Here is a 22,140-nt window from a genome sequence, read left to right on the forward strand (position 1 = left end):
TAACACAGGCTGAGTTCGTTGTGAATTAATAAATTAACGTATCGGTTATGATACAGGGGATCCGTGTGGGTTCTGCAATACAGCACTGCTATTTTCTAATCCGCGCTTTGCCAAATCGACTTTTATTCTCTCCAGAAAAGAATTATTGAGTTTGAAATAGCGGGCAATAAATGCGCTGATAAAATAGCTAACCATTGGCATGAGGGAGAACATAATAATAATGCCCTCAATCGTGTCTGGATTCTGTTCCGGTTTATTCGCTATATATCCTGTCCAGGAAAGAACCCAGGCGACGATAGTCCCAGCGACCGCAAGTCCCATTTTCAACATAAACAGGTTTCCAGCGAATGAAATACCGGTTAAACGTTTACCAAATTTCCAGTCACCGTAATCATCAACATCGGACATCATGGCCCACAGGATTGGGCCTGACTGAATTAAGTGCAGTATATTTATGATAATAAACAGCGTTAACAGAGGTGTCAGCGATGCTGGGTTTACAAACCAAAGCGCGAACGACAGGATACCAAGGACGACATTGATAATACGGAACAGTTTCACTTTATCGAAACGATCAGTAAGTGGTTTAGCTATTACGCTCCCCAGCATATTGCAAGCGACACCCAGCGCCATAAAGAAGGTGATAAATCCGACAGAAGCCTGCATAACATAGGTGGCATAATAGATGGTTACCGCACCACGAATAAAGGCCGGGAAAACGTTAAGGAAGGTGATGGTAATCATCAACAACCATTGGTCATTTTTAACGATATCTTTCAGATCGCGCTTTAAAGAGTCGTTTTCCTTCACTGCAACTACACGTTCCTTAATGCTCGAGAAGCAGAACAGGAACATTAAGGTAGCGGCAGCGCCCATAATTATCATGGTCATCTGAAAGCCAGAGGCTCGGTTACCGTTTCCCAGCCAGTCGGTTAGCGGCAGAATGGTAGAAGAGATGATTAGAGTTGCCAGCCCGTTAAGGAAAAAACGCCATGATAGACATCCCATTCGTTCTTTTTGATTCAGTGTAATCACGCCAGCTACCGAGCAATAGGGAATATTAATCGCTGTATAGATCAGCGACATAATCAGATAGGTTACCCAGGCATAGATGATTTTTCCGTTCATGCCAATATCAGGCGTGGTAAACATTGCTACCGCGCCGAGACCGAACGGAAGAGCCATCCAAAGCAGCCATGGGCGGAACTTGCCCCAGCGGCTTTTGGTACGATCACAAATAGCCCCCATGACTGGATCGCTGAAAGCATCAAAAATACGTATAACCAAAAATAACGTACCGACGATGCCAGGAGCCAGACCATAGACATCGGTGTAAAACCATGTCAAATAGAGTGCCAGCACGCTCCAGATCATGCAGGAACCAGCATCGCCCATGCCATAGCCAACCTTTTCTCTCAGGCTCAGCTTTTCATATGCGCTTTGCTTTCTTATTGCACTTCCAGACATATATCCCTCATTAATTCCACGTTCGTAAGTATAAAATATCACCGTTAAAGCCGATGCCAGTAAAAATAAAATGACTTATTTCGCAACGTCCGCCGTTACATGAAAATGACGATGGGGCAAGGTAGCAGATGATGTAACATTCTTATTTATCCCCATAAAAATGCTCTGTTCTGAATGTAATATAATTATATGCACTGAGTGTAGCTAAGTTTGCAATGCACGTCACATGTATCCTCGTTACATGAAAGTATAGATCCGACTCTCAATTTCCCCGCGAGATATATACGGCCAACACGCACATAATTATTAAATTCCTTTCACTTATAAAAAACATAAAAAAACGATAAACTCTTGTGGTCTATCTCTTATTTCGGCAACAAAATCCGAAGCAGAGTTAAATCATAATATAACCAATAAAAAAACCTTACTTAAATAATATCTAAAACCAGTGACGGAAGAATAACTTTTTGAATATTATTTAGTTGTATTTGACCGCATATCGACTTAAACCGCACAGCGCGCTATGCGAAGCATGTATTTATAAGAAGCTGTGATATTGGCAATTAAAAAGCGAGACAGAAAAAGGATACATGCCTTGTTTGGTCGTAACAGGACGTTGTTATAAACATTTTTATAAATTCACTTAGCCACTACTGCATAATCAAATAGCAGTACTGGAAGCTTGCCAGTTTAGATGTAAGGTTATGATACATTTCGCAATGTGTGGAGCATACATAATTTATATATTCTGTAGCCCTCAACAACTTATCTTGCAACAGTTAACTGTTCGGTATTTTGAGTGAACGGAAGGACAGCCACTCATGAGTAAGGCATGAAAGTTCCGGAAAATTTAATGAAGCACATGTTTTAGTACCTCTGAGAATTATGTCCGTCCGATGTCAGTTTGAGCAGGGCATGCACTCAAAGGAACGGGATAATATTTTTCGTAGCCATGTATTATTCTTGGGGTTTGCTGCAATGTCATACGATGCTCATGTAAGGTCTTGACTCACTGGTTATTTACTCTTTCTCTTTCATTGTGAAACCATTCCAATCGGGCAATACAAGCGCTTCATGTGCAACAAGCCCGTCGTGATCAAGCATGCATACACGTCCAGGGTTCAGGCGTACAACTTCTCGTATATATGCCTGTTCTACGCCACAGATCATGAATGCCAGCAGTCCCTTATCCCGAGCATATTGCTGATTATGCTTCCTCTCGCGCAGGTATTTCTTATCGTTAAGATCAATAATCAAACCTGTCTCATTAACATACCGGTGGTAGTTACGTGGGGACGAACAGTTCATACGGTGCTCACATTGAATTCGGTCTACAAGAATTTCCAGACTGTCTCTCAGTGGACTGACATAGCGGTCCCACCATCGAAGCACCTTCAATGCTTTTTTCTCATCACCATCCAGCCACTCGCAAATAGCCTTACCCAGTCCATCATTTACACCAATAGTGACACGTCCAACTCTGTAGGTTGTTGTATGGACCAGTCTTTTACATTGTTTGCGGGTTAACCCAGTATGTTTCATCATCTTTGCGTAGATCGATGATTTGATCTGGTATTCAACAGCATACTTCCTGAACAAATAGTTAAGACATGCCAGATTACATGCCTCAATATCATAGTTGAGCAACCCGCTGCGAAATTTAGCTTTCAGTTCGTTGGGTAGATTTTGAAAAGCTTGATCGTAATACCTCCCTCCAAACGTTAGTCGATAATGATGGTCGTAAGTGACATACTCACCGTCTATCCGGCCATTATAGAGGTAGTTGAGGCTACGTATTCCCGCACGATAATGGGCATCAGGCTCCCGCCTGCGTAGTGCTTTAACAAAACTCACGTGCATGCGCCCCTGAGCAACCTTTCCCAGGAACGCTCTCTCCCGTTGTTTTAACTCAGACTGCCGTTTTTCGAGGTTAATTACATGCTTCGGCGCTTTGCCGTTGCTTTTAAGCAACTTTTTAAAACTAACAGATTCTCCCGTCTCCACATCTACCAGGTTTAACTTGCCCAAAGCAGACTCAGGTCGACGTGGATTGAATTGCCAGGCGTTAGCTTCGCGCCTGTCGACGTTCTTACTGGCCTTTCCTTTCCGGAAATCAATATCCGGCAGTGTCGGCAAGAAATCTGCCAATGTAGATCTAATGTTTTTCCCCAAATAGGAGATGTCACTCTCTCGCAACAAGCTGGCGTAGCCGCTACGGATATCCCTTACAGTGCATATCACCCAACCGTCTTCGTCTGTTTCCCCCAGTCAGATATCAGCAAGAAACTGGCGTAATACTCTCCGCTGCGTCACCGACCATTTGTTTTTACCCTTCACGAGCTTCGTTATTTCGTTAATTCGATCGTAAACCCACTTTGGAATCTTCACGTGATAATCCTATTTTGTATCCGGGCCCCGTTCTGGCGTCCGTCAAACTCACCAGACTCAACGTTGGGCAATTCGAAAGTCAAAACCCCAGTTGCGTTGGATGGGCTCCGCCCATGATTTGCTCCACTCCGGTCGCAAATCTTTCCCCTGATCAGGCTTACGCCTTCCCTCACTCGCTGCGCTCGTTCGCCATTTAGTTTTCTGCCAGAAGGCGAAGATCAGACTCGCGTTATGCTAATGTCTCCAGTATGCTCAATGGCAATGGTGCTCGCTGACCGCTCCCCCCATTGTGTGTAGAAAATACACTGGCAAAAATGCAAAACTACCTCGCAAATACGCTAACTCGCGAATCTTCGACAAGGATCAGGCATTTTGCAGCGTCTTTAAGACGCTGCTTAAAACATACAGTTACGCTAAAACCGGGACAGTTATAATTTTAAAGTGCATCAGAACATACGGCATGGCTAATTTGCTTTGCACTTTTACACGTTGAGAATGTGCAATGAAAAATTATAAAACGTGTACCTCCGCTGCAGTTCTGTCGGCAACAAATCAGCAGAGCTTACGCTCTGCCACTGACGAAACGACGCACTTTATTTTGGTTGCTTCCCATAAGTGAAAGAGATCACTCCGGGTCCCAATGTGTCCAGTACCAGCAAGCTTTTTGCCAGCGCTTTACCTTTCAGTAACACCGGAGCGGACTTAACCAGCACCTGTTCATCATTCAACTCAGATTCCACCGAATACCACGCAGAGTCTAAGGCGCATGAAAGCATTCTGACCGAATTCTTAACCCTTACCCTGGTCAGCGGGATATTTATTATCCGTGAATCGATGTATGCCCCACCACCGCGGGACATATGATCCTTGAGCCCATTAATTAAGCCGCTATCGTTCGGTAGCAATAAACATAATTGCGGGACCCAAAAAATACTTTCCTCTTGCTCATCGAACATATATCGCGCCAGACTAAACGTTCCAATTACAGGCCCGGAATATCCCAGGCGGTTAAGAACCCGACTAACCCTCTGTTTAGTTCGATGGATATATTCGCTGGCCACTTCAGTATTTTGCCATGGCAAGCGGGTTTGTTTGTCATGGTTAAAAAACAACGTGACTCCGGCATACCCCTCATCAGCGGCCAGCATTGGCTCCCACAGAGCAAATAAGGTGAGCATCCGTTCACGTCTACAATGCGGACAGACTAAACTTTTGCACGGAGCTTCGTTTCTGCATTGCTTCAGTTTTTGCGCAAGAGCTTCGTAGGTTGGATACCCCGTTTTCAAATTTTCCAGAAGGTAAATAAGCCGCTGTTGTTCAGCGTCAGCTTCCTGCTGGGTGATCAACCCCGGATGAAACTTACTTAATATTTCTAACTCTGGTGATGCGTGTCGTATGTAACCTGGATTTGAAGTACGAAAAAGGAAAAAGTTGCTCATTATAGTTACCCTCATCAAACGTTAAGTCTTCCCGCCTGATCACATGGCGGGAAGTGTTATTACCAGCCACATCAATGATTAATTAAGAGCGAAAATTTGCCAGAATCGCGGAAAAAACGTATCCAGGAATAACCAGTTCAAGTTCTGTTTTATCAAGTTTAAGTATGCGTTTAAGCGATGGTTGCTCAATGGTATGTTGACCATATCCTCCTGACGCAACAACCGCCGGCACACCCGGAATATCGGGCCAGAAGCGATCAGCTAATATGAATGACTTCAACGTAGTGCATTTAGGGCAGGCATTACTGAGGCAAGGTGAATACCGGCATGCCTCCAGCCTGAAAGCCAACGCACCATAATCATTGACGAGATCTTCACAGTCAAAATCACCTGACTCTAAACAGGCACCGGTGATCACATCGGATTTTTTGTTCAGTTTTTTAATTCGTCGCTTACTTTCCTGTAATACGGCGATGATGTCCTGATGTGACAAGCCAGCGCTTATACACGCAGATTCAAACCAGGACACACGTGAACGATGAACGTTATGGGTCTTACGTGACATTTTTTTCATTTCATTTCATTTCATTTCTCCGACTTCACACGGCTATTAATCCAACTTTGAATATCGCTTTCTAACCAGCCCACTGCACGGCCTCCTGTCAATGAACGAGAGAAAGGAAAAGACCCTTTCGCGATGAGCCGGTACATCGTTGGAGCCGAGATCCCGGTCAGATAAAGAACCTCTTTTTTACGGAGAATACGATTGGTGTTCATGCTTGCGCTCCTTTGAGCTGTTTCAGGAGCGCTGCTATTTACAACCACGTAAACCGCCTCTTTTTCACGAAAATCGGACTTTTTTCGTGATAATCACGGTAAAAGGTCATTATCTTCCCTTGCAAATCGTGATTATCACGCACAGACTACACTCATCGTGATAATCACGAATTTACTGACCAGGCGAAGAGCATGCAGTAATCACTTATGCAAAATTTCGATTGCGATACCGTCCTATCGTGATAATCATGGCCCTTTTGGGGAATGCTTAGCCGGTAAGTTCTTAGCCGGTAAGTTCATTGTTCAATGTTAGGAGATGTACTCATGCCAAATGGCGATATGATTTCGCAGCAACTGGAGCAGGAGAAAAAAGAAAGGGAAAGGGACCTCGACAGGAAGAGACAGCAAAAAAGGATGAAATTTGTAGTAAGAAAGTTTGGAAAGATTGTACCCATCCCTATGCTGGCAGAAACCAAAGCGCGGCTGGAGATGATCGCTGAGAAAACAGCCATAAGTCGTAAGGAAAAAAACGCGGCAGTGATCTTACCCACCAATAGTGGACACGCAACTAAGTGAGTAAACTCTCAATCAGAGGTGACTCATGACAAAACCAGCATTAACCAGCAAAAAGCCCCGTAAGCAGCACACGCCTGAATTTCGTCAGGAAGCCCTTAAACTCGCCGAGCGCATTGGTGTGGCTGCCGCTGCCCGGGAACTCAGTCTGTATGAATCACAGCTTTATGCCTGGCGCAGCAAACAACAGCAACAAATGACCTCATCAGATCGCGAAAGTGAGCTGGCTGCTGAAAATGCGCGCCTGAAACGCCAGTTGGCGGAGCGGGACGAGGAGTTGGCCATCCTCCAAAAGGCCGCGACATACTTCGCGAAGCGCCTGAAATGAAGTATGTCTTCATCGAAAAACACCAGGCAACGTTCAGTGTCAAAGCCATGTGTCGTGTGCTCTGTATTGCCCGCAGCGGATGGTATGCCTGGCGTCTGCGCCGCCATCAGCCCGGCCAGCGCCAGCAGTTTCGGTTCATCTGTGATGCTGCTGTCCGTAAGGCATTCACTGAGGCAAAACAGCTTTATGGTGCACCCCGTCTCGCTGACGAACTGCCGGAGTACAACGTTAAAACCATTGCCGCCAGCCTGCGCCGTCAGGGGCTGCGGGCAAAGGCCTCGCGGTGGTTCAGCCCTGTCAGCTACCGTGAGCATGGCCTGCCGGTGTCAGAGAACCTGCTGCAGCAGGATTTTTATGCCGGCGGCGCTAACCAGAAGTGGTGCGGAGACATCACATACTTACGTACAGATGAAGGCTGGCTGTATCTTGCGGTGGTCATCGACCTGTGGTCACGAGCTGTTATCGGCTGGTCAATGTCATCGCGGATGACAACACAACTGGCGTGCGACGCCTTACAGATGGCGCTATGGCGACGTAAGCGACCACAGAATGTTATCGTTCACACGGACCGGGGCAGCCAGTACTGCTCAGCGGATTATCAGGGACTGCTGAAACGGCATAATCTGCGGGGCAGTATGAGCGCGAAAGGGTGCTGCTATGATAATGCCTGTGCGGAAAGCTTCTTCCACTCGCTGAAGGTGGAATGTATCCATGGAGAACGCTTTGTCAGTCGGGAAATAATGCGGACGACGGTGTTTAATTATATCGAGTGTGACTACAATCGCTGGAGACGCCACAGTACCTGTGGCGGTCTCAGTCCTGAACAGTTTGAAAACCAGAACCTCGCTTAGGGCCATGTCCACATTACGCGGGTAGGATCACAGAGAAACGAAGCGCAGTCATAGCGGAACTGGTTAATCAGTATTACATAGATAATATTTTGTCCCGCGAGCATGAAAATTCGAAACTGTTATACGACGTTTATAATCAGATATGGCAAGCTAACTTAGACGGAAAACCATTTGATAAGATAGCCAGGGAACTTAATAATGCTGGCATCCGCATACCGTATTTTGACAGCCAAAGCGGTAAAATAGTAGTTGAAGCAGGCATATGGAAAAAAGACGATATAGCAACGCTTTCCAACTCAGCTCTCGTTATAAAAATGATTGAATCAAATGAAAAAAAGGCCAAAAGAAACGCCAGGTAGGTTTAATATTTTCAAGGTCTATAGCCAACAGATACCAGTATTGTTACCAGCACTTAATCTGCCTGCTGGCGCTGTTTTTTACTCTCTCGATACGGCAGTCATAACGGGTAGTCGTGGATATGTCGCCATGCCCTGCCAGCTGGCGTACCGTGTTGATATCCACGCCCTGCTCTAACAAGCGCGTAATGAAGGTACGCCGCATGTCGTGCGGAGTAAAACGCGCTATGCCTGCATCATGCTGTAACTGCGCCAGGATGCCGGTTAAACCGGTCGTTGTCAGCGGCTGGCTGGCAACCCTGCCGTTGCGCTGAATGCGGTTAAACAATGCATCCCCGACCTCTTTCGAGCCACTGGCTTTAATCCATGCGCGGATGGCTTTATCTACCGCTGCCGCAACGTGTATCTCCCGGTATTTACGCCCCTTCCCCTGCCTCACTGTAAGAATGCCATTGTCATAGTCCCGGCGTTCAAGGCTGACCAGTTCCCCGGCCCGCAAACCCGCACCACAAAGGGTCATTACAATGGCGGCATCACGACAACAGCGGATACGTTGCGGATGCCGTTTAGCAGCCTGGACGAGTGCACGAACCTCCTCCCGGCTGAGTGCCCTTCCCTTGCGCTGGTTATCGCCATTTACGCGCTTAACTGCCCGGATACGGGCAAGCGTGTCCGCCTCCAGGCAATTGAGGTTAAAGGCCGTCTGCGCAATGCCCCGGAGTGCTGACAGCGCCATGTTGACCGACGACACGGCGTAACCGTCATCCAATAGTGCCGCACGTACTTTAGCGACAGCGGCGAAGCTAAGTTGCTCCCACGGATAACTGACCGCATCCGCACCGCGTTTGAGTATGCCGGCGCTGCGTTTAACAGGCTGGTGATACCCCTCCGTCCCGACGGGGCAAGACCGCTGATATAAGCGTCCAGCACGGTGGTTTCCACCACCGGCGCGACCTGACGCAGCGCAGCCCTGCTCATGCATTTAACCTGTTATAACATGTATTAAACCAGGTAACTGTCTGCATCACACCAGCCCTCGTTCAGCCAGTGACACCGTCTCTGTACCGGCCACAATAAAGTGGTCCAGCAACCGTACATCCAGCATTTGCAGTAGCTCCTGCAGCCGCTTAGTTATCCGGATATCGCACTTGCTGGGTTCAGCCTCACCGCTGGGGTGGTTATGCACAAGGATGACAGCGGCGGCGTTATGCCTGAGTACCTGCTTGATTACCTCCCGGGGATGAACGCTGACCGTATTTAACGAGCCCCTGAACAGCATTTCGCGATGCAGAAACTGGTGCTGGTTATCGAGCAGGATAATGCCAAACTCCTCATGCTCCAGCAGGGCCATTTCATACATCACGCACCGTCGTACATCATCAGGAGAGCAAAGCTGAATGCCACGCTGGTAGCACCGGCTGATAATGTCGCGGGCCTGGTCCAGGATGCGGGTTTCACGGAGGGTAAACGTCGTCATGTTCAGAACTCCCGTTCGATGAAATAAATGGCTTCGGGAAACAACTGGCGGCGGGCCGCGCCAGCACGTAAGGAGAAAGCTTTGCGGGGCATTGAGGTTCGCCCGTTGCTGTCGAAGAACCAGAGCGTTTCTTCGTCCATTCTGGTGACAAGGGACCAGTGAAACTGGTCGCTGAGCATAATCAGGCGGGAGTGGTCTGTGACCGCCAGAAACCGCCTCATTTCACTGAAAACCCGCCCTTCCACAAGACCGCGACTTCCCTCGAAAGGTTTGATGATTTGGACCGGAAACTGGCGGTGGTAGTGACCTTTCCGGAGTACCTGCGCCATCAGCCAGTCGAGCCGGTTTTCATCTATCCCTTCGGTCAGCCATTCATGCAAAGGCCAGCGTTGCTGATAGGCCTGAAGAAGTCGGTTCATGAGTGGTTTTCGCTTCACCCGACCGTCATACAGCCAGCTCAGCATATTCACCACACAGTACGCGCCGCAAAGACAGTCAAGCTCTCCCTGTACAGACGCGTGTATCCCTCTGTTAGCAGTCACAGATAATGTCTCCATCATAATTAGCAGTCAGTGTGGCGGGATTAGCTTTCCCACATAACGGTGAGGGTGTAGATATTCAGGAAGTGGTAATGAACGAAGTTTCTCTGCCAGAGTGCAAAAATGTCGCGCCCTTCCCCTGGGGGTAAATCACCGGCATAGGACAGGAAGACATAGCGCTGGCTCCAGCTGATATCGATTTCCTTTTCCAGCTCCGGGTCTGTTCCCATATACTTGAAGTCAGTGATGTAATCGAAATACCACTCATCATTGCGGGAAATAAGCCTTATTTCCACCGGATGAAACCCACCATTTTCAGCGCTGTAATTGATATCTTTGAACAGCAATGTGACAGCACGAATATTCGGTTTAACTGGTGGCTTTTTACTGAGCTCAGCCAGTATAATATTAATAAGCTCCTGACTTACGGGCATGGACAGCCCTTCCTGACGGATAATATTCATTGTATTTATTCCGGTAAATATGCGTTTGGATTGATAACACAAATACTAATTAAACCTAACCCGTACTGAATTTTCAGATGATGGACGTCCTCCCGCCAGAAGGGATATAAAATGAAACATTAAGTTGGCAATTAGTTTATGTGTCAGCTACTGAATAATATGACACTATCCAGTAATGACATTTTACCAGGAATATACTTATAAAGCAAATAGTTTCATTCAGAAACTAATTTTCCATTATTAATGCATTAACCGAAATGTTTATTTCCAAAGAAGAATGGCATACTGATTTACCTCCATGGCAGGTGGGCAGGGTTCCGGGGTGGTTCCTCCTGCCTGCCGTGGCTGGAAATAAAAGTAACCAGTTAAAGTTATTTATTATCGGGTGGCTATCCCGGCATAGTAAATAAGTTCATTACTGGTCTTTGAATTGCTCAAGCAAACGCTCCCGCTCTTCCTGGGGAAGTTTCATTATTTGTTCAGCCAGGAGAGAAACATCCTGATGCTGGCTGGCCAAATCTTTTGTCACCTGCTTTAAAGCCTGCTCCATCAGCAATGCACGTGAGGCTGGCGACATGTTACGGAAAAGCTGAACCCACAGACTCAGCTGTTTATCAGCTCCGGCAACGCTGAATGCGTCATCTTTGGCCCTGCTTCGTTCGTTTTCAAGCGACATTGCAGCAGCACTTATATGGTAAACCACACCTTTGCCGACATTTCGCTTACGCCGGATTTCCGGGTGGATCTCTGCCAGCTTTTCAAGGCGCATTCTTGCTCCCCTTGCAGTACCCGGCATCCCTTCAATACGCGTAAATTCTTCAGCAGTCAGCCAGTCTTCCGATTCATATGCAACAGTGGAAGGTAAGGTTTTTTTGTCCATATTAGCCTTTGCGTTACTCATATAAATTCTCATGAATATCAATGCGTTAATTCAAAAACCATAAAAAGATAATAAAAATACTTGAAAGGTATCTTTTGTTTGCATTTAATATCTGTGTACTGATTCCATGGAGTTAATACAGTGCGTAACTCAACAGCATCGCAGAAAAACCGGGGCAACGGAAGTTCCGGGAACTGGCATCGTGCCGATATTGTGGCGGCGCTGCATAAACGCGGGCTTACTCTTGCAGCCCTTTCACGCAGCCATGGACTCGCTCCCCGCACACTGAACAATGCTCTGGAGCGCCATTACCCTCGTGCGGAACGTATTATCGCAGATGCTCTGGAAACTACGCCGGAGAGCTTATGGCCGGAACGATATGCCCTTAAGTCAGCGCGGCAAAGCAAGTAAGGAAGACAAGAATGGCGACGACCATTACAGAAATAACGGAATGTTTTGAGTATTTTTTCAGTTCCCTTTACCGGCGTGAATTTGTGAAAACGCTGCGTCTGAATGAATGTAGCGAGCGGGAACTACTGCCATTAGTACGCTGCTATCTGCTGGGTTGGTTTGCGGATAACGTCTCACCAGAAGTCAAAAGCAGGCTACCAGGAACGGTATCCGGGCATGGTTTCATTGATTTTGTGATTGACGATGTGGCCGTTGAGTTTGCAGTCCGTAAGCCAACAGCAGCTCGTTCCAATGTTTCCGCAACCGTAAACAGCACGGAAGTAAAGAAGTTGATGAAGCACGACGGCAAAGCCCTGCTTGTCCTGTTTGACTTCTCTGACACGCCCTATTCAGAAGAACAGATTGAATCTTTCCGTAACTGGCCCTCCCTGGGTCGGGGGAATCACCGTAAATCAGCTTTCAACGTTGTGTATTTCTTTGTGGAAAAACGCAGGCCGCTGGCACTGGGGAAAATCACCAAAAACATTCGTATCAGCTAACAGGATATTTAATGATGAAGAGAATTGTTACTGCATTAGTACTGACAGCCTTAGTCCTCCCGGCAATCGCAGCCCAATACGCTAAGCCCGGTGCAGTCTTAACGCTAAAGCCTGGGAACGGTAATGCGGAGTTCAGTATCAACGCATCAGCCAAAAATGGCGCAGGGACCTGCAACATGGACGGTACAGCACAACAAATAGCTGCTGGTGAGAATCAGAAACGCCGTTGGATCTGGAATGATAGTTCCAGCCAGTGTGTTGCTGTGCTCAGTGAAATGAATAATGGAAAAACCAGCGTAATGACTCGTGGTTGCGAAGGATATTGCGGGGCTTCGGCAGCAGGCGCAATGGATGGTCAATACGGCAAAAAATAATAAAACGGCACTTTGATTTGAAGGAAAAAAACAAATGAAAATAAATATACTTCTGGTACTGATTGCAGCGAATTTAATAGTGGGCTGCGGCGATAAGACACCCAAATGCAATAGTGATGACGCTAAGAACCTGGTCGTTGATATAGCACGGAAAACGATAGAGAAAGGAATGACCCTGGATAAGGATGTGCGTATTTCTGTCGAGAACGTCAGGACGGTAAGTCATGAGTCGGGTATTGATGTTTATCAGTGCGCAGCTGATTTAACTTTCGCCAAACCAAACATGAAAGATTCATTGCCTATTACGTACCGGGTACAGAAAACAGAGGATGGCAAAGGGCAGTTTTATATAAACGTATATGGCTTATGATAGTTAAACGGCAAAGGATACCAAGTAGCGTGGAGAGAGTTATCTTGGCATTTACCTATTGAACATGATTGGAGCGACCCCACAACCGTAGACAAATTCTGTCCTCACGACGAGGCCTGTTCGAAGGCCCCGGACTGACGCCGCCGAGATGACTGTGGCAACTGGCCCGATTATAGAAGACTTCAATGTAATCGAAGATATCCGCCCGGGCCAGATCCCGGGTTTTATATATGCGTTTTCTGATCCATTCTTTTTTCAGCAAACTGAAGAACGATTCGACCACCGCATTATCCCAGCAGTTGCCGCACCGGCTCATACTGGGTGCCAGATTATTGCCCGACAGAACCGTTGCTAGTCGTCGTTGCCATACTGACTGCCCTAGTCTGAGTGCTCGATGCCCTCGCCGTACGGTTTTCGCTGCCAGACGGCCATCATAAGCGCGTCGAGCGCCAGTTCGCGTGAGAGAGTGGGTTTCATCGACCAGCCGACCACGTTACGGGCGAAGAGATCGATAACCACCGCCAGATACAACCATCCCTGCCAAGTGCAGATATAAGTAATATCGGTGACCCAGACCTGATTGGCCAGGGTAGCAGTAAACTGCCGCTGCACGCGATTTGGGTCAACACGGAAGGTCTGCCGGCGATACGGCGTGGTGCCTTATAGCCGCGCACGGCTTTGATCCGGTTCAGTTGCATAATACGACCCACCCGGTTTTTGCCGCAGCTTTCCCCGATTTCGTTCAGATCGCCGCGAACCCGCCGGAATCCATACTGAAAACACCGCGCATCATTTCAGAAGGATGTTGGGTATTTGAATCCCTCAGCAAACCGGATTTTCCCGTCACTGGTGTTGCCATAACCCGCGCGCTTGAACGTTTGAGAATAAAATATGTGGCAGAAGCAGCCCCCTTCTCACCACACGACCTACGCCGCAGTGTTACAACTGGTTGTGCTGAGTATCTGGACGCACCTGAATGGTTGATTGAGCTACTGCTGAACCATGTTCCCAAGGACCGACTGATCAGAACCTATCAACTCGGTCAGATGCTACGAAATATATTTCTGAAATGGGTGGATTTTATTGAGTATGAAATCATCCAATCCGGCAAAGACGCCCCTGATAATGTTGTTGAGGTTAGTTTTGGCAGGAAAAGATCATCCATTGCATACAGCTGTGTGCTCCGCGAGATAGGATTAGTATACTTTCAATGATGTTGATAACAGTTTTACCTTTGACCCATTTTAAGTTAATGTAAATCAAATTAACCTTATGCAAGTTGAATGATTGTATTGATAGCAGCGCACTGTTAAAAAACAGTGCTAGTAATTCACCTAATGTCATATTATATGACCATATAAATACAGTAGGAACATCGTGAAAAGAATAGGATTTATAACTGATGATATCGACATTCAAGAACCGATATCTAAAATACTTAACAAATTTAATAAACAGGAAAAAATTCACGTTGAAACAATAAATAGGCTAAACCCTGAACTGCCAACAATAAATAAAATTCAATCTCTATTTGACATGTGTGATTTAATTGTCTTTTATATATCCAGAGGGAATCCAAATATTTATTTTGAAATTGGCTTAGCACAAGGCGCAAAGAAAGAAGTGATAATTATTTCTCAATCACATAGTCTAATTCCCTTTGATCTTTCCCATCAAAAGTGCATAGTAGCCGATAGTGGTAACTTTGAACATATAGCTTATGAAGTATTTCGGGCTGTAGAACAAAGCTCAGGAACAAAAAATTCATACAAGTCTAAAACCACCACCTTTAACATGCTTGATTCTTATTTTAATAATTATTCTCCAGACGTTAAATATAGAGATTTATACGCATTCAATGGACCAAAACGGCATAATTTATTTGAGAGATGGTTCTACGGACTAGCGAAAAATATCATTCAATGGCAGGTAATGGAATCTGAAAAGGTAAAGTCTCGAGACTCCTTTGATTTTATGATATGGAATTCATCAGATGATCCAGAATTACAATCACTAGGAAATCCCATACCTGTTGAATTAAAAGCTCTTAATTCCATGAATACTCAACAATGGAATTATTTAGCTGAAAAAATAAAGAGGCAGGGGCTACGAAGCTTATTATTGCTAACAACAGCAAAAAATAGGAAAAACTCCACAACATTTGCTAGAAAGTTAAAAAATGACTATGGAATAATACTAATTTCTTTAGACAGGGACGATCTTATTGATATAGATAACCCAAAAGATCTATATCTTTCTATAAAAAGACAATTGCTTAATATAGTATATGGGGGTGACTGATGTTTGATGCACCTACCTTTCTATCACATATTCTAGCTGTAGATAGCGCCGTAACAAATCAAGATAAGGGAAGCTCTTTAGAATCATTATCCCGCTACTTGTTTAATTGCATTGACGGAATCGAAGTTAGAGAGGTCAACATTAATGCTCCTTCTGAGGAAGTAGACCTTTTACTATGGAATGCGAAAACTACTCAAGTTTTTGAACCATGGGATAATCTGATATCTATTGAATGTAAAAATTGGTCACGTCCTGCTGGCGCTACTCTAATTGATAGTTTTGCAGCTAAAATACGTATGAAACACCTAACAACAGGTATTTTTGTAGCAGCTAATGGTGTAACTGGTGATTTTGTCAATGGAAATAACGAAGAAAGAGGCGCGGTTTATCGCCTACACGAACATCTTACAAGAGACGGTATCCGAATCGTTGTTGTAAGGATGGATGACCTTAGAGCATTAAGCAATATTAATGATTTTTTGGAAATCATAAAAGATCGCTATTGTAAAATTTATATGCACCGAGTCTTTTAATTCATCTTATTAGTAGGATGAAACTATTTAACAAATTACCAATTGGCCTACAAAAAAATAAATTGCACATGGGGGGGGGATTATATGCAACAAGACGAATACGACACTAAATTTCAGACTGGAGACAAAGATTCAAAATTGCTAAAAGCTGCTTTTGAGCAAGTCTCAGATATCCGAAAATTTGAAATTGAACTTTATTGGAAAAGAGCTACTTATTTTTGGGCATTAATAGCAGTTGCTTTTGCAGGATACTTTTCCATTCTTGCTTCAGAACACATTCCTAATAAATTTTTCTTATCATTTATTGTTTCTTGTATCGGACTTGTGTTTACTTTTGCATGGTTCATTGCCAGTAGGGGAAGCAAATATTGGCAAGAAAATTGGGAGAATCACCTGGATCTATTAGAAGATAAAATAACTGGTCCTCTTTATAAAACATTATTAGAAAGACCTCAGCATGAAAACATCATGGATAAACTTATAACTGGACCTTTGAGCATATCTGTTTCAAAAGTAAATCAATGGGTTAGTATCTTTATAGTTTTCACGTGGATTTTGCTTATGATATATTCATCTTATAGCTCCCTGAATCATTTAAAATTATCATCAGAGCAATGGTTAATTTTTGGAGTTCATTTATTTATTTTGCTTTTTACATTACTATCTTGTTTTATGATGTTTAGTTTTGGGAAAACCCATAAAGGAAAACATTCACCCATCGTAGTGATGCGCGAAACAAAAGTTCAATAATGTGAACAATATAAAACCATTATAATGCACAAATGTTTTGTTAAATTTGTGCATTATTTACTTGGTAAATAAAACTCAACTTGAGTTAAATAGACACCAACTCATAAAGTATCATAGATACATCCAACAACGACAAATGGCATACCAAAGGGTTATATGACTAAACACCAATGCGCGAATAACTAACTTTTATCATGTTGTCGTTAGATGCCACAGCAGAAAAGTAATAATCACTACCAGATGATGCTTCTACCGTATGGAAAAAATATCACGCTGGAACCTGATGCTCTACCGTGTTCATATTCAAAAACAGCGGTTTTATCAGATTCAATAAGCAAGGCATTCGCATAAAGATTTGCTGTCATTTGATAAACTTTATAATACACAACCCAATTGAAATAAACGTGAACCACTACTTTACCCGAAGTGTAAGTATCCCGACACAGCGGGTGGTCGGAGTGTTGGACAAGATCGTGGCAAACCGGGCTATCCGCTGAAACTGCGAATGGACAACGGCCCGGAACTCATCTCGCTGACTCTGGCGCAGTGGGCAGAAGAACATGGTGTGGCACTGGAATTTATTAAACCAGGCAAGCCAACACAGAATGCGTTTATCGAACGTTTTAACCGGACCTACCGGACATAAACTCTGGATTTTTATCTGTTCAGCACCCTTAATGAAGCACGGGAAATTACGGAGCGCTGGCTGGTGGAATATACCTGCGTGCGGCCTCATGAATCCCTGAATAACCTGACGCCGGAAGAGTACCGGCTGATGGCTGAAAAACCGGGAATTTCAAAAAGTGTGTGGAACTAAAACGGGTGTGCTTACCTTCTGAAGGAGGAAAATGCCATTTTCATATTTGTCTTTTTTTAATAAAGAAGCTTATTATCACTTGGGAGATTATGAAACTGAAAGTAATCTACGAATGATGATTGTAAGAGCATGGTATAGCGCACAAGGATTGGAGTTGGATGATTATCCCGGATTAATTCACTACCCTGAAAATTGTCGCTATATATTGGATATCAATGATTTTAATTTTGAAGCGGAATACAACAATTTATTGAATCACCTCGATTACCTAGCCAAACTCGATACAAAATTTTTAGGAGATGGGGACACCGTAACTTCGGCTGTAGTCGGGGGCGATTTATTTTTTACAGAACAGGCCGTTTTTATGGAGGAAAGGCCTGATTTGTTTGTATTCAAGTAACAGTAACTTTTTAATGCTTAGAACCCCTTCCCGTTAGGCGTTCTACCCTACCAACGCCCCGCAAGCGTCATAATGGGTCTGACCGCATCCGAAGCCTTAAACTATAGCATTAAGGCCCGCGATCTGATTGTATAGTTTGTCCCGGACTTATTCGAACCTACGGCAGTCATTTAATAGCATAAGGCCAGCCGTTGACCACAATGCGGCCATCATCGCTGATCCGCCATTCCATGGCGCGGTCTGGCAGGGTTGAGCCTTCTATCGACTCGTTGTACCTGTTGGTTAAATAGTGAAACTGCTGGTTCGTAGAACCGACCCAGTTACGTGTCCGATCGGGGCTGGATGCCTGATAGGGGCCATCAACTATCACGTCCGTCCATTTCAGCAATGCCTGCGTGCCGTGCAGATTGAGTTCATTTAGTTCACCCATCGTGTAGCCAGTGAATACCATCACCGAAAGCCCGGCGTGTGAGACACCTTCAGCCACAGCTGCCAACCCTTGCGCCTGGAGGAAAGGTTCTCCTCCCAAAAAGGTTACCCCTTCTAGCCCCCATTCTTCATGGGCTGCGAGCAAACGATCAGTCATAGTATTCGCGTGAATAATTTCACGCTCAATGATTTTCAGATAGCCGGGATTGCAGCACCCGACACAGCGTTTGTCGCAGCCCTGAACCCACAGTGCTGCGCGTTTTCCCGGCCCTTCAACTTCGGTGCAGGGGAGCCATGAAGCCAGATTCAGCCAGTTCATCGGATGCCTTACTCCAGATCGAAGTCAAAATTGGGTTTGGTCCCCCCCTGAACAACCTTTATTGCACGACCCAGGGAGTACTCAGGTGAGCCAACCTCTTCAAACAGGAACCGGGACAACGGATCAAACAGACAGCGGATTAAAACATTGAGCACACCGCGCCCGCCGCTGCTGCGATCAACCATGTTAACGATCGATCTAAGCGCTTTCGTCTCATCCTCGAAGTGCATTCCCGTTACGCCCCATTTCTCGTTAAGGCGATAGCGGAGCGGTTCCAGTTTCGATCGTGCGATATCAATCAGGAAATTTTCATCTGTCATAAAGTTAAACGGTATAATATTTCCCTCACCGATACGCCCAAGCAATTCTGGCCGATTCAATTCACTGACAAAATGATTACGTACTTCCTCAATAAAAGCCCCTTTGACATCCGGATTGTCCACCGCTATTTGCGCCGCCCCAATGTTTGACGTAAAGACTATAACGGTATCAGAAAATTGAACCGTATCGCCCTTACCGTCAGTCAGCCTTCCGTCTTCCAGAATTTGCAGGAATTTGTCGAGTATTCGGGGATGTGCTTTTTCAATTTCATCAAACAGCAACAAAGAGAACGGCCGTTTTTTTACCGCGTTGGTTAATTGGCCACCCTCTTCGTAACCCACGTAGCCAGGAGGTGCACCAACCAGTCGCTGGTCGGCGTGTTCATGGTTGAACTCCGACATATCGAAGCGCTGGCAAGCCTCATCGTCGCCAAACAAAAACTGGGCGAGGGCTTTTGCCAGCTCCGTTTTCCCCACACCGGTTGGGCCGACAAAAAATAAAACGCCTTTTGGGGTTCTTTGTTTGCTGGAATGCTGTAAACCGGATAAGCCGGTATACGCGCGGATCAGGATTTGGTTAACGGCTGCCAGCGCCTGATCTTGTCCTTTCACGCGCACCTTCAACGTTTCGATCGCTTTGCTCAGTTTGTCGCGGTTCAGCTCTTCCCACGGGCTTTTTTTCTCACCATAGCGGTACATGCTGACCAGCGATTCGGCGCTCATTTTTTGCGGAAGTTGTCGGGAGAGTTTCGCAATATTGTGAATATCACGCAGCGTAAGCCCTTCCAGCGAATCCACAAGATCCGCAAGCACCCGGCTCTTATTCAGTATTGGGGTGTTAAGGATGAGGACGTTATTAAGACTCAGCACGGCGTTTTCCCGCGTGGTGCGGGACGGAAGCGGCACATTGATTTCTTTGAACAGCGGGTTATGCAGGTATAACGACGGCGGCAATACCGATAAGCCCTGACACAAAAAAACCATCAACGTTTGCGGCTTATCGATATCCGCAGCGTTGAGCGCTAGCTGCGCGTCACGCGCGGCTTTACCCATCATCAGTAGCAAGCCCCGTTCCGCTTCACTCAGCGCGTTGGCTTGCCCAAACAACAGGTGAGACCAGTCCAGCACGAAGGCAATACGATCGGGGCCAGAAGACTTCATCAGTCGGGCGACGACTGTGAGAAAGTCATGTGGATTCACCTCTAATGCATGGCTGGTTTGTGTGGTCCGTGCTGTCGGCAACGGCGTGCCCATATCATATTCGTCGCCTTCTACTGGTGAGGAAGCGGGCGTCGCGGCGCTCATCAGATCGGTCCATTCCCGGGCATTGACACCTGATACGCCAGAGACGCGATCCCAGCGGATAACATGCCGGTAACCGCGCTCTTTGAGTAGGGCATCGATGGTTTCCGGTATGCTTCTCCACTGGTCAGTAGCGGATTCGTCGTAGACCACATCGACAATGTTGCCGTGCAGGATGATCCCTCGCCGGATCCCGCATTCGCGGCGGAAATTTTCTTGCCAGGATTGTTGTCCGGAGCTCATTTATTTCTCCCTTGTCATTCCGGGTTGTGGTCTGGCGTCGCTGTCCTTGTCGTCCGGGTTTTCCCAAACGACTCGTTCTGTGGACAACTGAATGCCATAAATGGATTGCAGTCGTGGAAGGACCGTATCGATATCTTTTTTGCAGGCAGAACCCTGGTAATGGTCAAACTTGTAATTCAGTTTTCCGCTGAGCTCTATTTTAAATTCCGCTTTTGCGCCCGCAGGTCTCATCGCGCGGATAACCACTTCGTTGCTGTCATCTTTGTTCACCAGACGCGGTTTTTCCATTACAAACCCAGCGTCCTCAAGCGAACGATAAACCGCCTGCACGACTTCACGGCGGCAACTTTCATCCACCACCACTGTATCGAGTTCGCTGGTGACTTCAACCATTCTCCGGGAGAGTTCCTCTGGCGACAGCGAGCTTGCCGTATCAAGAGTTGCGGCAAATGCTGCAGCGTGTTCGGGAGCCTGACGGCTCGCTGCGGCAATCTGCTCACGGCATAATTGCAGCGAATCCTCGGTTGTACTGGCCACCGCCGTTTGATACTCCTGCGTTCTTCTTTCCTGAGAACGCTGTTCGTATTCGTGCTTAATGTTGCCTAATTCAGCCCGCAGTTGTTCAACTGTGGTGTGGTGATTGGAGTCGAGGAGATGACGACGAAGCTCCGCCAGCGCTTTGAAGGCTAATTGCCTGGCCAGCGGATCGTCCCAGTTTGTCAGTTCGTTCTGCCAGACGGTTTCCACTTCTTCGCGGGCTTTGGTTTCTTGCTCAGCCCTTTGCCGAACGGCTTCCCGCACCTCTTCCTGAGCAACGTGCTCCGCCGCTCGCTCTGCTTCAACAACAGCCTGGCGCATTGCTCTGGCGTGTCTGGGTAAAGCATGTACCTGCTGGCCTAGGGCAATACTCCGGTCGCGCGCGGTGGCCGGATCGGAATCAACAAGCCATTTCAGAGTCTCCAGTTCGCGTTGCAGTGCGGAAAATTCAGCCTGCACATACTTGCTGATCCCTTGGTTTTGTACGTCATTCAAGATGTTGCGATAGCGGTCGAGATACACCCGCGTTGTCTCGCTGACCCGCTGGTTAAAAAGCTCCTGACGCCGCTGACGCTCAATCTGGTAGCGTGCCTGCTCATGTCTGCTCATTTCACTATTCCTCCCGTATTGCGCGGCCTGGTCTTGCCGCGCGACATCTCTTTATATTCGCTGGGCAGAATCGCCGTAATATTTTCAGCGCGTGCTATGTTGCGGAAACTCTTATCAGCGGTCACCAGGATGACATCGCTAAGCCGCAGGTATAGCGCCACCGACAGGATACGATTATCGGACGTCGGTTCGAGGTCAGCAGGTAGAAGCTCCATAACTTCGGATTCGTAACGAACGATTTTGTTTACCTGTTCCAGCGTCCGAATCGCCTCCCGTGCTTGTCGGGCTTTGTTAGGGTTGTCTGATGTTTTAAGATGATCCAGCTCCTGATGAACGCGCCTGGCGAT

General features: G+C 46.4%; 22 protein-coding genes and 5 pseudogenes. 12 read left to right on the forward strand and 15 right to left on the reverse strand.

The annotated features are described in order from the left end of the window. Positions 1-45: 45 nt before the first annotated feature. From AB182_RS13650 to AB182_RS13670, 5 genes are all read right to left on the reverse strand, one after another. Positions 46-1,467, reverse strand: coding sequence for a glycoside-pentoside-hexuronide (GPH):cation symporter (locus tag AB182_RS13650; RefSeq protein WP_047370574.1), 1,422 nt, complete (start codon positions 1,465-1,467; stop codon positions 46-48). A 1,020-nt stretch (positions 1,468-2,487) separates the two neighbouring features. Then, positions 2,488-3,615, reverse strand: coding sequence for a hypothetical protein (locus tag AB182_RS13655; protein WP_223883600.1), 1,128 nt, complete (start codon positions 3,613-3,615; stop codon positions 2,488-2,490). Positions 3,616-4,448: 833 nt separating this feature from the next. Further along, a complete protein-coding gene (locus tag AB182_RS13660) occupies positions 4,449-5,294 on the reverse strand; it encodes a hypothetical protein (RefSeq protein ID WP_047370575.1) in 846 nt (281 codons plus the stop codon). Between the two features lie 82 nt (positions 5,295-5,376). Beyond that, complete coding sequence (locus tag AB182_RS13665; RefSeq protein WP_047370576.1) at positions 5,377-5,868, reverse strand: hypothetical protein; 492 nt, start codon at positions 5,866-5,868, stop codon at positions 5,377-5,379. Between the two features lie 11 nt (positions 5,869-5,879). Further along, positions 5,880-6,071: a helix-turn-helix transcriptional regulator gene (locus tag AB182_RS13670; RefSeq protein ID WP_047370577.1), complete on the reverse strand. Its 192-nt coding sequence runs from the start codon at positions 6,069-6,071 to the stop codon at positions 5,880-5,882. A 324-nt stretch (positions 6,072-6,395) separates the two neighbouring features. Between AB182_RS13670 and AB182_RS13675 the strand changes: the two genes are divergently transcribed. Both AB182_RS13675 and AB182_RS13685 read left to right on the forward strand, forming a co-directional pair. Continuing rightward, positions 6,396-6,647, forward strand: coding sequence for a hypothetical protein (locus tag AB182_RS13675; protein WP_047370578.1), 252 nt, complete (start codon positions 6,396-6,398; stop codon positions 6,645-6,647). Positions 6,648-6,672: 25 nt separating this feature from the next. Continuing rightward, positions 6,673-7,823, forward strand: a protein-coding gene (locus tag AB182_RS13685) for an IS3 family transposase (RefSeq protein WP_120785350.1) whose coding sequence is annotated in 2 segments (ribosomal slippage) — positions 6,673-6,931 and positions 6,931-7,823 — 1,152 coding nt in all. Because the reading frame shifts where the segments join, the coding sequence is not laid out codon by codon here. 402 nt (positions 7,824-8,225) lie between these two features. Here AB182_RS13685 and AB182_RS13695 read toward each other — a convergent pair. The 5 genes and pseudogenes from AB182_RS13695 to AB182_RS13715 form a co-directional block, all read right to left on the reverse strand. Further along, positions 8,226-9,157: pseudogene (locus AB182_RS13695) on the reverse strand (tyrosine-type recombinase/integrase). A gap of 46 nt (positions 9,158-9,203) precedes the next feature. Further along, positions 9,204-9,656 (reverse strand): RadC family protein, encoded by a 453-nt coding sequence (gene radC / locus AB182_RS13700; protein ID WP_047370580.1) that lies wholly within the window; start codon positions 9,654-9,656, stop codon positions 9,204-9,206. Positions 9,657-9,658: 2 nt separating this feature from the next. Further along, positions 9,659-10,120 carry a hypothetical protein gene (locus tag AB182_RS13705; protein WP_052958954.1) on the reverse strand — a complete coding sequence of 154 codons (462 nt, stop codon included), beginning with the start codon at positions 10,118-10,120 and terminating at the stop codon, positions 9,659-9,661. A gap of 119 nt (positions 10,121-10,239) precedes the next feature. Then, a complete protein-coding gene (locus tag AB182_RS13710) occupies positions 10,240-10,659 on the reverse strand; it encodes a DUF2787 family protein (protein WP_039079231.1) in 420 nt (139 codons plus the stop codon). A gap of 415 nt (positions 10,660-11,074) precedes the next feature. Continuing rightward, positions 11,075-11,560: a hypothetical protein gene (locus AB182_RS13715; RefSeq protein WP_223883602.1), complete on the reverse strand. Its 486-nt coding sequence runs from the start codon at positions 11,558-11,560 to the stop codon at positions 11,075-11,077. A 120-nt stretch (positions 11,561-11,680) separates the two neighbouring features. Between AB182_RS13715 and AB182_RS13720 the strand changes: the two genes are divergently transcribed. Genes AB182_RS13720 through AB182_RS13735 form a run of 4 tightly spaced genes read left to right on the forward strand, consistent with a single transcriptional unit; the run spans position 11,681 to position 13,233 of the window. Further along, entirely contained in the window at positions 11,681-11,950 is a 270-nt protein-coding gene (locus AB182_RS13720) for a helix-turn-helix domain-containing protein (protein ID WP_047370581.1), read from the forward strand. A gap of 11 nt (positions 11,951-11,961) precedes the next feature. Further along, on the forward strand, positions 11,962-12,489 hold the full coding sequence (locus AB182_RS13725; RefSeq protein ID WP_047370582.1) for a hypothetical protein: 528 nt from the start codon (positions 11,962-11,964) through the stop codon (positions 12,487-12,489). Between the two features lie 14 nt (positions 12,490-12,503). After that, positions 12,504-12,863: a hypothetical protein gene (locus tag AB182_RS13730; protein ID WP_047373292.1), complete on the forward strand. Its 360-nt coding sequence runs from the start codon at positions 12,504-12,506 to the stop codon at positions 12,861-12,863. Positions 12,864-12,897: 34 nt separating this feature from the next. Continuing rightward, positions 12,898-13,233, forward strand: coding sequence for a hypothetical protein (locus AB182_RS13735; protein WP_047370583.1), 336 nt, complete (start codon positions 12,898-12,900; stop codon positions 13,231-13,233). 104 nt (positions 13,234-13,337) lie between these two features. Here the strand turns inward: AB182_RS13735 and AB182_RS31420 are convergent. Then, positions 13,338-14,006, reverse strand: a pseudogene (locus AB182_RS31420) (IS3 family transposase); the annotation flags it as partial. On the opposite strand from AB182_RS31420, the pseudogene AB182_RS13745 reads away from it, so the two are divergent. The 6 genes and pseudogenes from AB182_RS13745 to AB182_RS13770 all read left to right on the forward strand — a co-directional run. Beyond that, positions 14,001-14,447: pseudogene (locus AB182_RS13745) on the forward strand (hypothetical protein); the annotation flags it as partial. The pseudogenes AB182_RS31420 and AB182_RS13745 overlap by 6 nt on opposite strands. A 163-nt stretch (positions 14,448-14,610) precedes the next feature. Beyond that, entirely contained in the window at positions 14,611-15,534 is a 924-nt protein-coding gene (locus AB182_RS13750; protein WP_047370585.1) for a hypothetical protein, read from the forward strand. Further along, positions 15,534-16,067 carry a restriction endonuclease gene (locus tag AB182_RS13755; protein WP_047370586.1) on the forward strand — a complete coding sequence of 178 codons (534 nt, stop codon included), beginning with the start codon at positions 15,534-15,536 and terminating at the stop codon, positions 16,065-16,067. Before AB182_RS13750 ends, AB182_RS13755 begins: the two co-directional genes overlap by 1 nt. 84 nt (positions 16,068-16,151) lie before the next feature. Continuing rightward, entirely contained in the window at positions 16,152-16,817 is a 666-nt protein-coding gene (locus tag AB182_RS13760; RefSeq protein ID WP_047370587.1) for a RipA family octameric membrane protein, read from the forward strand. 428 nt (positions 16,818-17,245) lie between these two features. Next, positions 17,246-17,634, forward strand: a pseudogene (locus AB182_RS29735) (integrase core domain-containing protein); the annotation flags it as partial. A gap of 17 nt (positions 17,635-17,651) precedes the next feature. Then, a pseudogene (locus AB182_RS13770) lies at positions 17,652-18,015 on the forward strand (YagK/YfjJ domain-containing protein); the annotation flags it as partial. 185 nt (positions 18,016-18,200) lie between these two features. On the opposite strand, the gene AB182_RS13775 reads toward AB182_RS13770, so the two are convergent. Genes AB182_RS13775 through AB182_RS31425 form a run of 4 tightly spaced genes read right to left on the reverse strand, consistent with a single transcriptional unit; the run spans position 18,201 to position 22,140 of the window. After that, a complete protein-coding gene (locus tag AB182_RS13775) occupies positions 18,201-18,782 on the reverse strand; it encodes a 4Fe-4S single cluster domain-containing protein (protein ID WP_047370588.1) in 582 nt (193 codons plus the stop codon). Positions 18,783-18,790: 8 nt separating this feature from the next. Next, complete coding sequence (locus tag AB182_RS13780; RefSeq protein ID WP_047370589.1) at positions 18,791-20,647, reverse strand: AAA family ATPase; 1,857 nt, start codon at positions 20,645-20,647, stop codon at positions 18,791-18,793. Then, positions 20,648-21,793, reverse strand: a complete 1,146-nt coding sequence (locus AB182_RS13785) for a hypothetical protein (protein ID WP_047370590.1) — start codon at positions 21,791-21,793, stop codon at positions 20,648-20,650. Continuing rightward, a complete protein-coding gene (locus AB182_RS31425; RefSeq protein ID WP_082137050.1) occupies positions 21,790-22,140 on the reverse strand; it encodes a PIN domain-containing protein in 351 nt (116 codons plus the stop codon). Before AB182_RS31425 ends, AB182_RS13785 begins: the two co-directional genes overlap by 4 nt.

This window comes from Phytobacter ursingii (assembly GCF_001022135.1).
In the GTDB taxonomy this organism is placed as follows: Bacteria; Pseudomonadota; Gammaproteobacteria; order Enterobacterales; family Enterobacteriaceae; genus Phytobacter; species Phytobacter ursingii.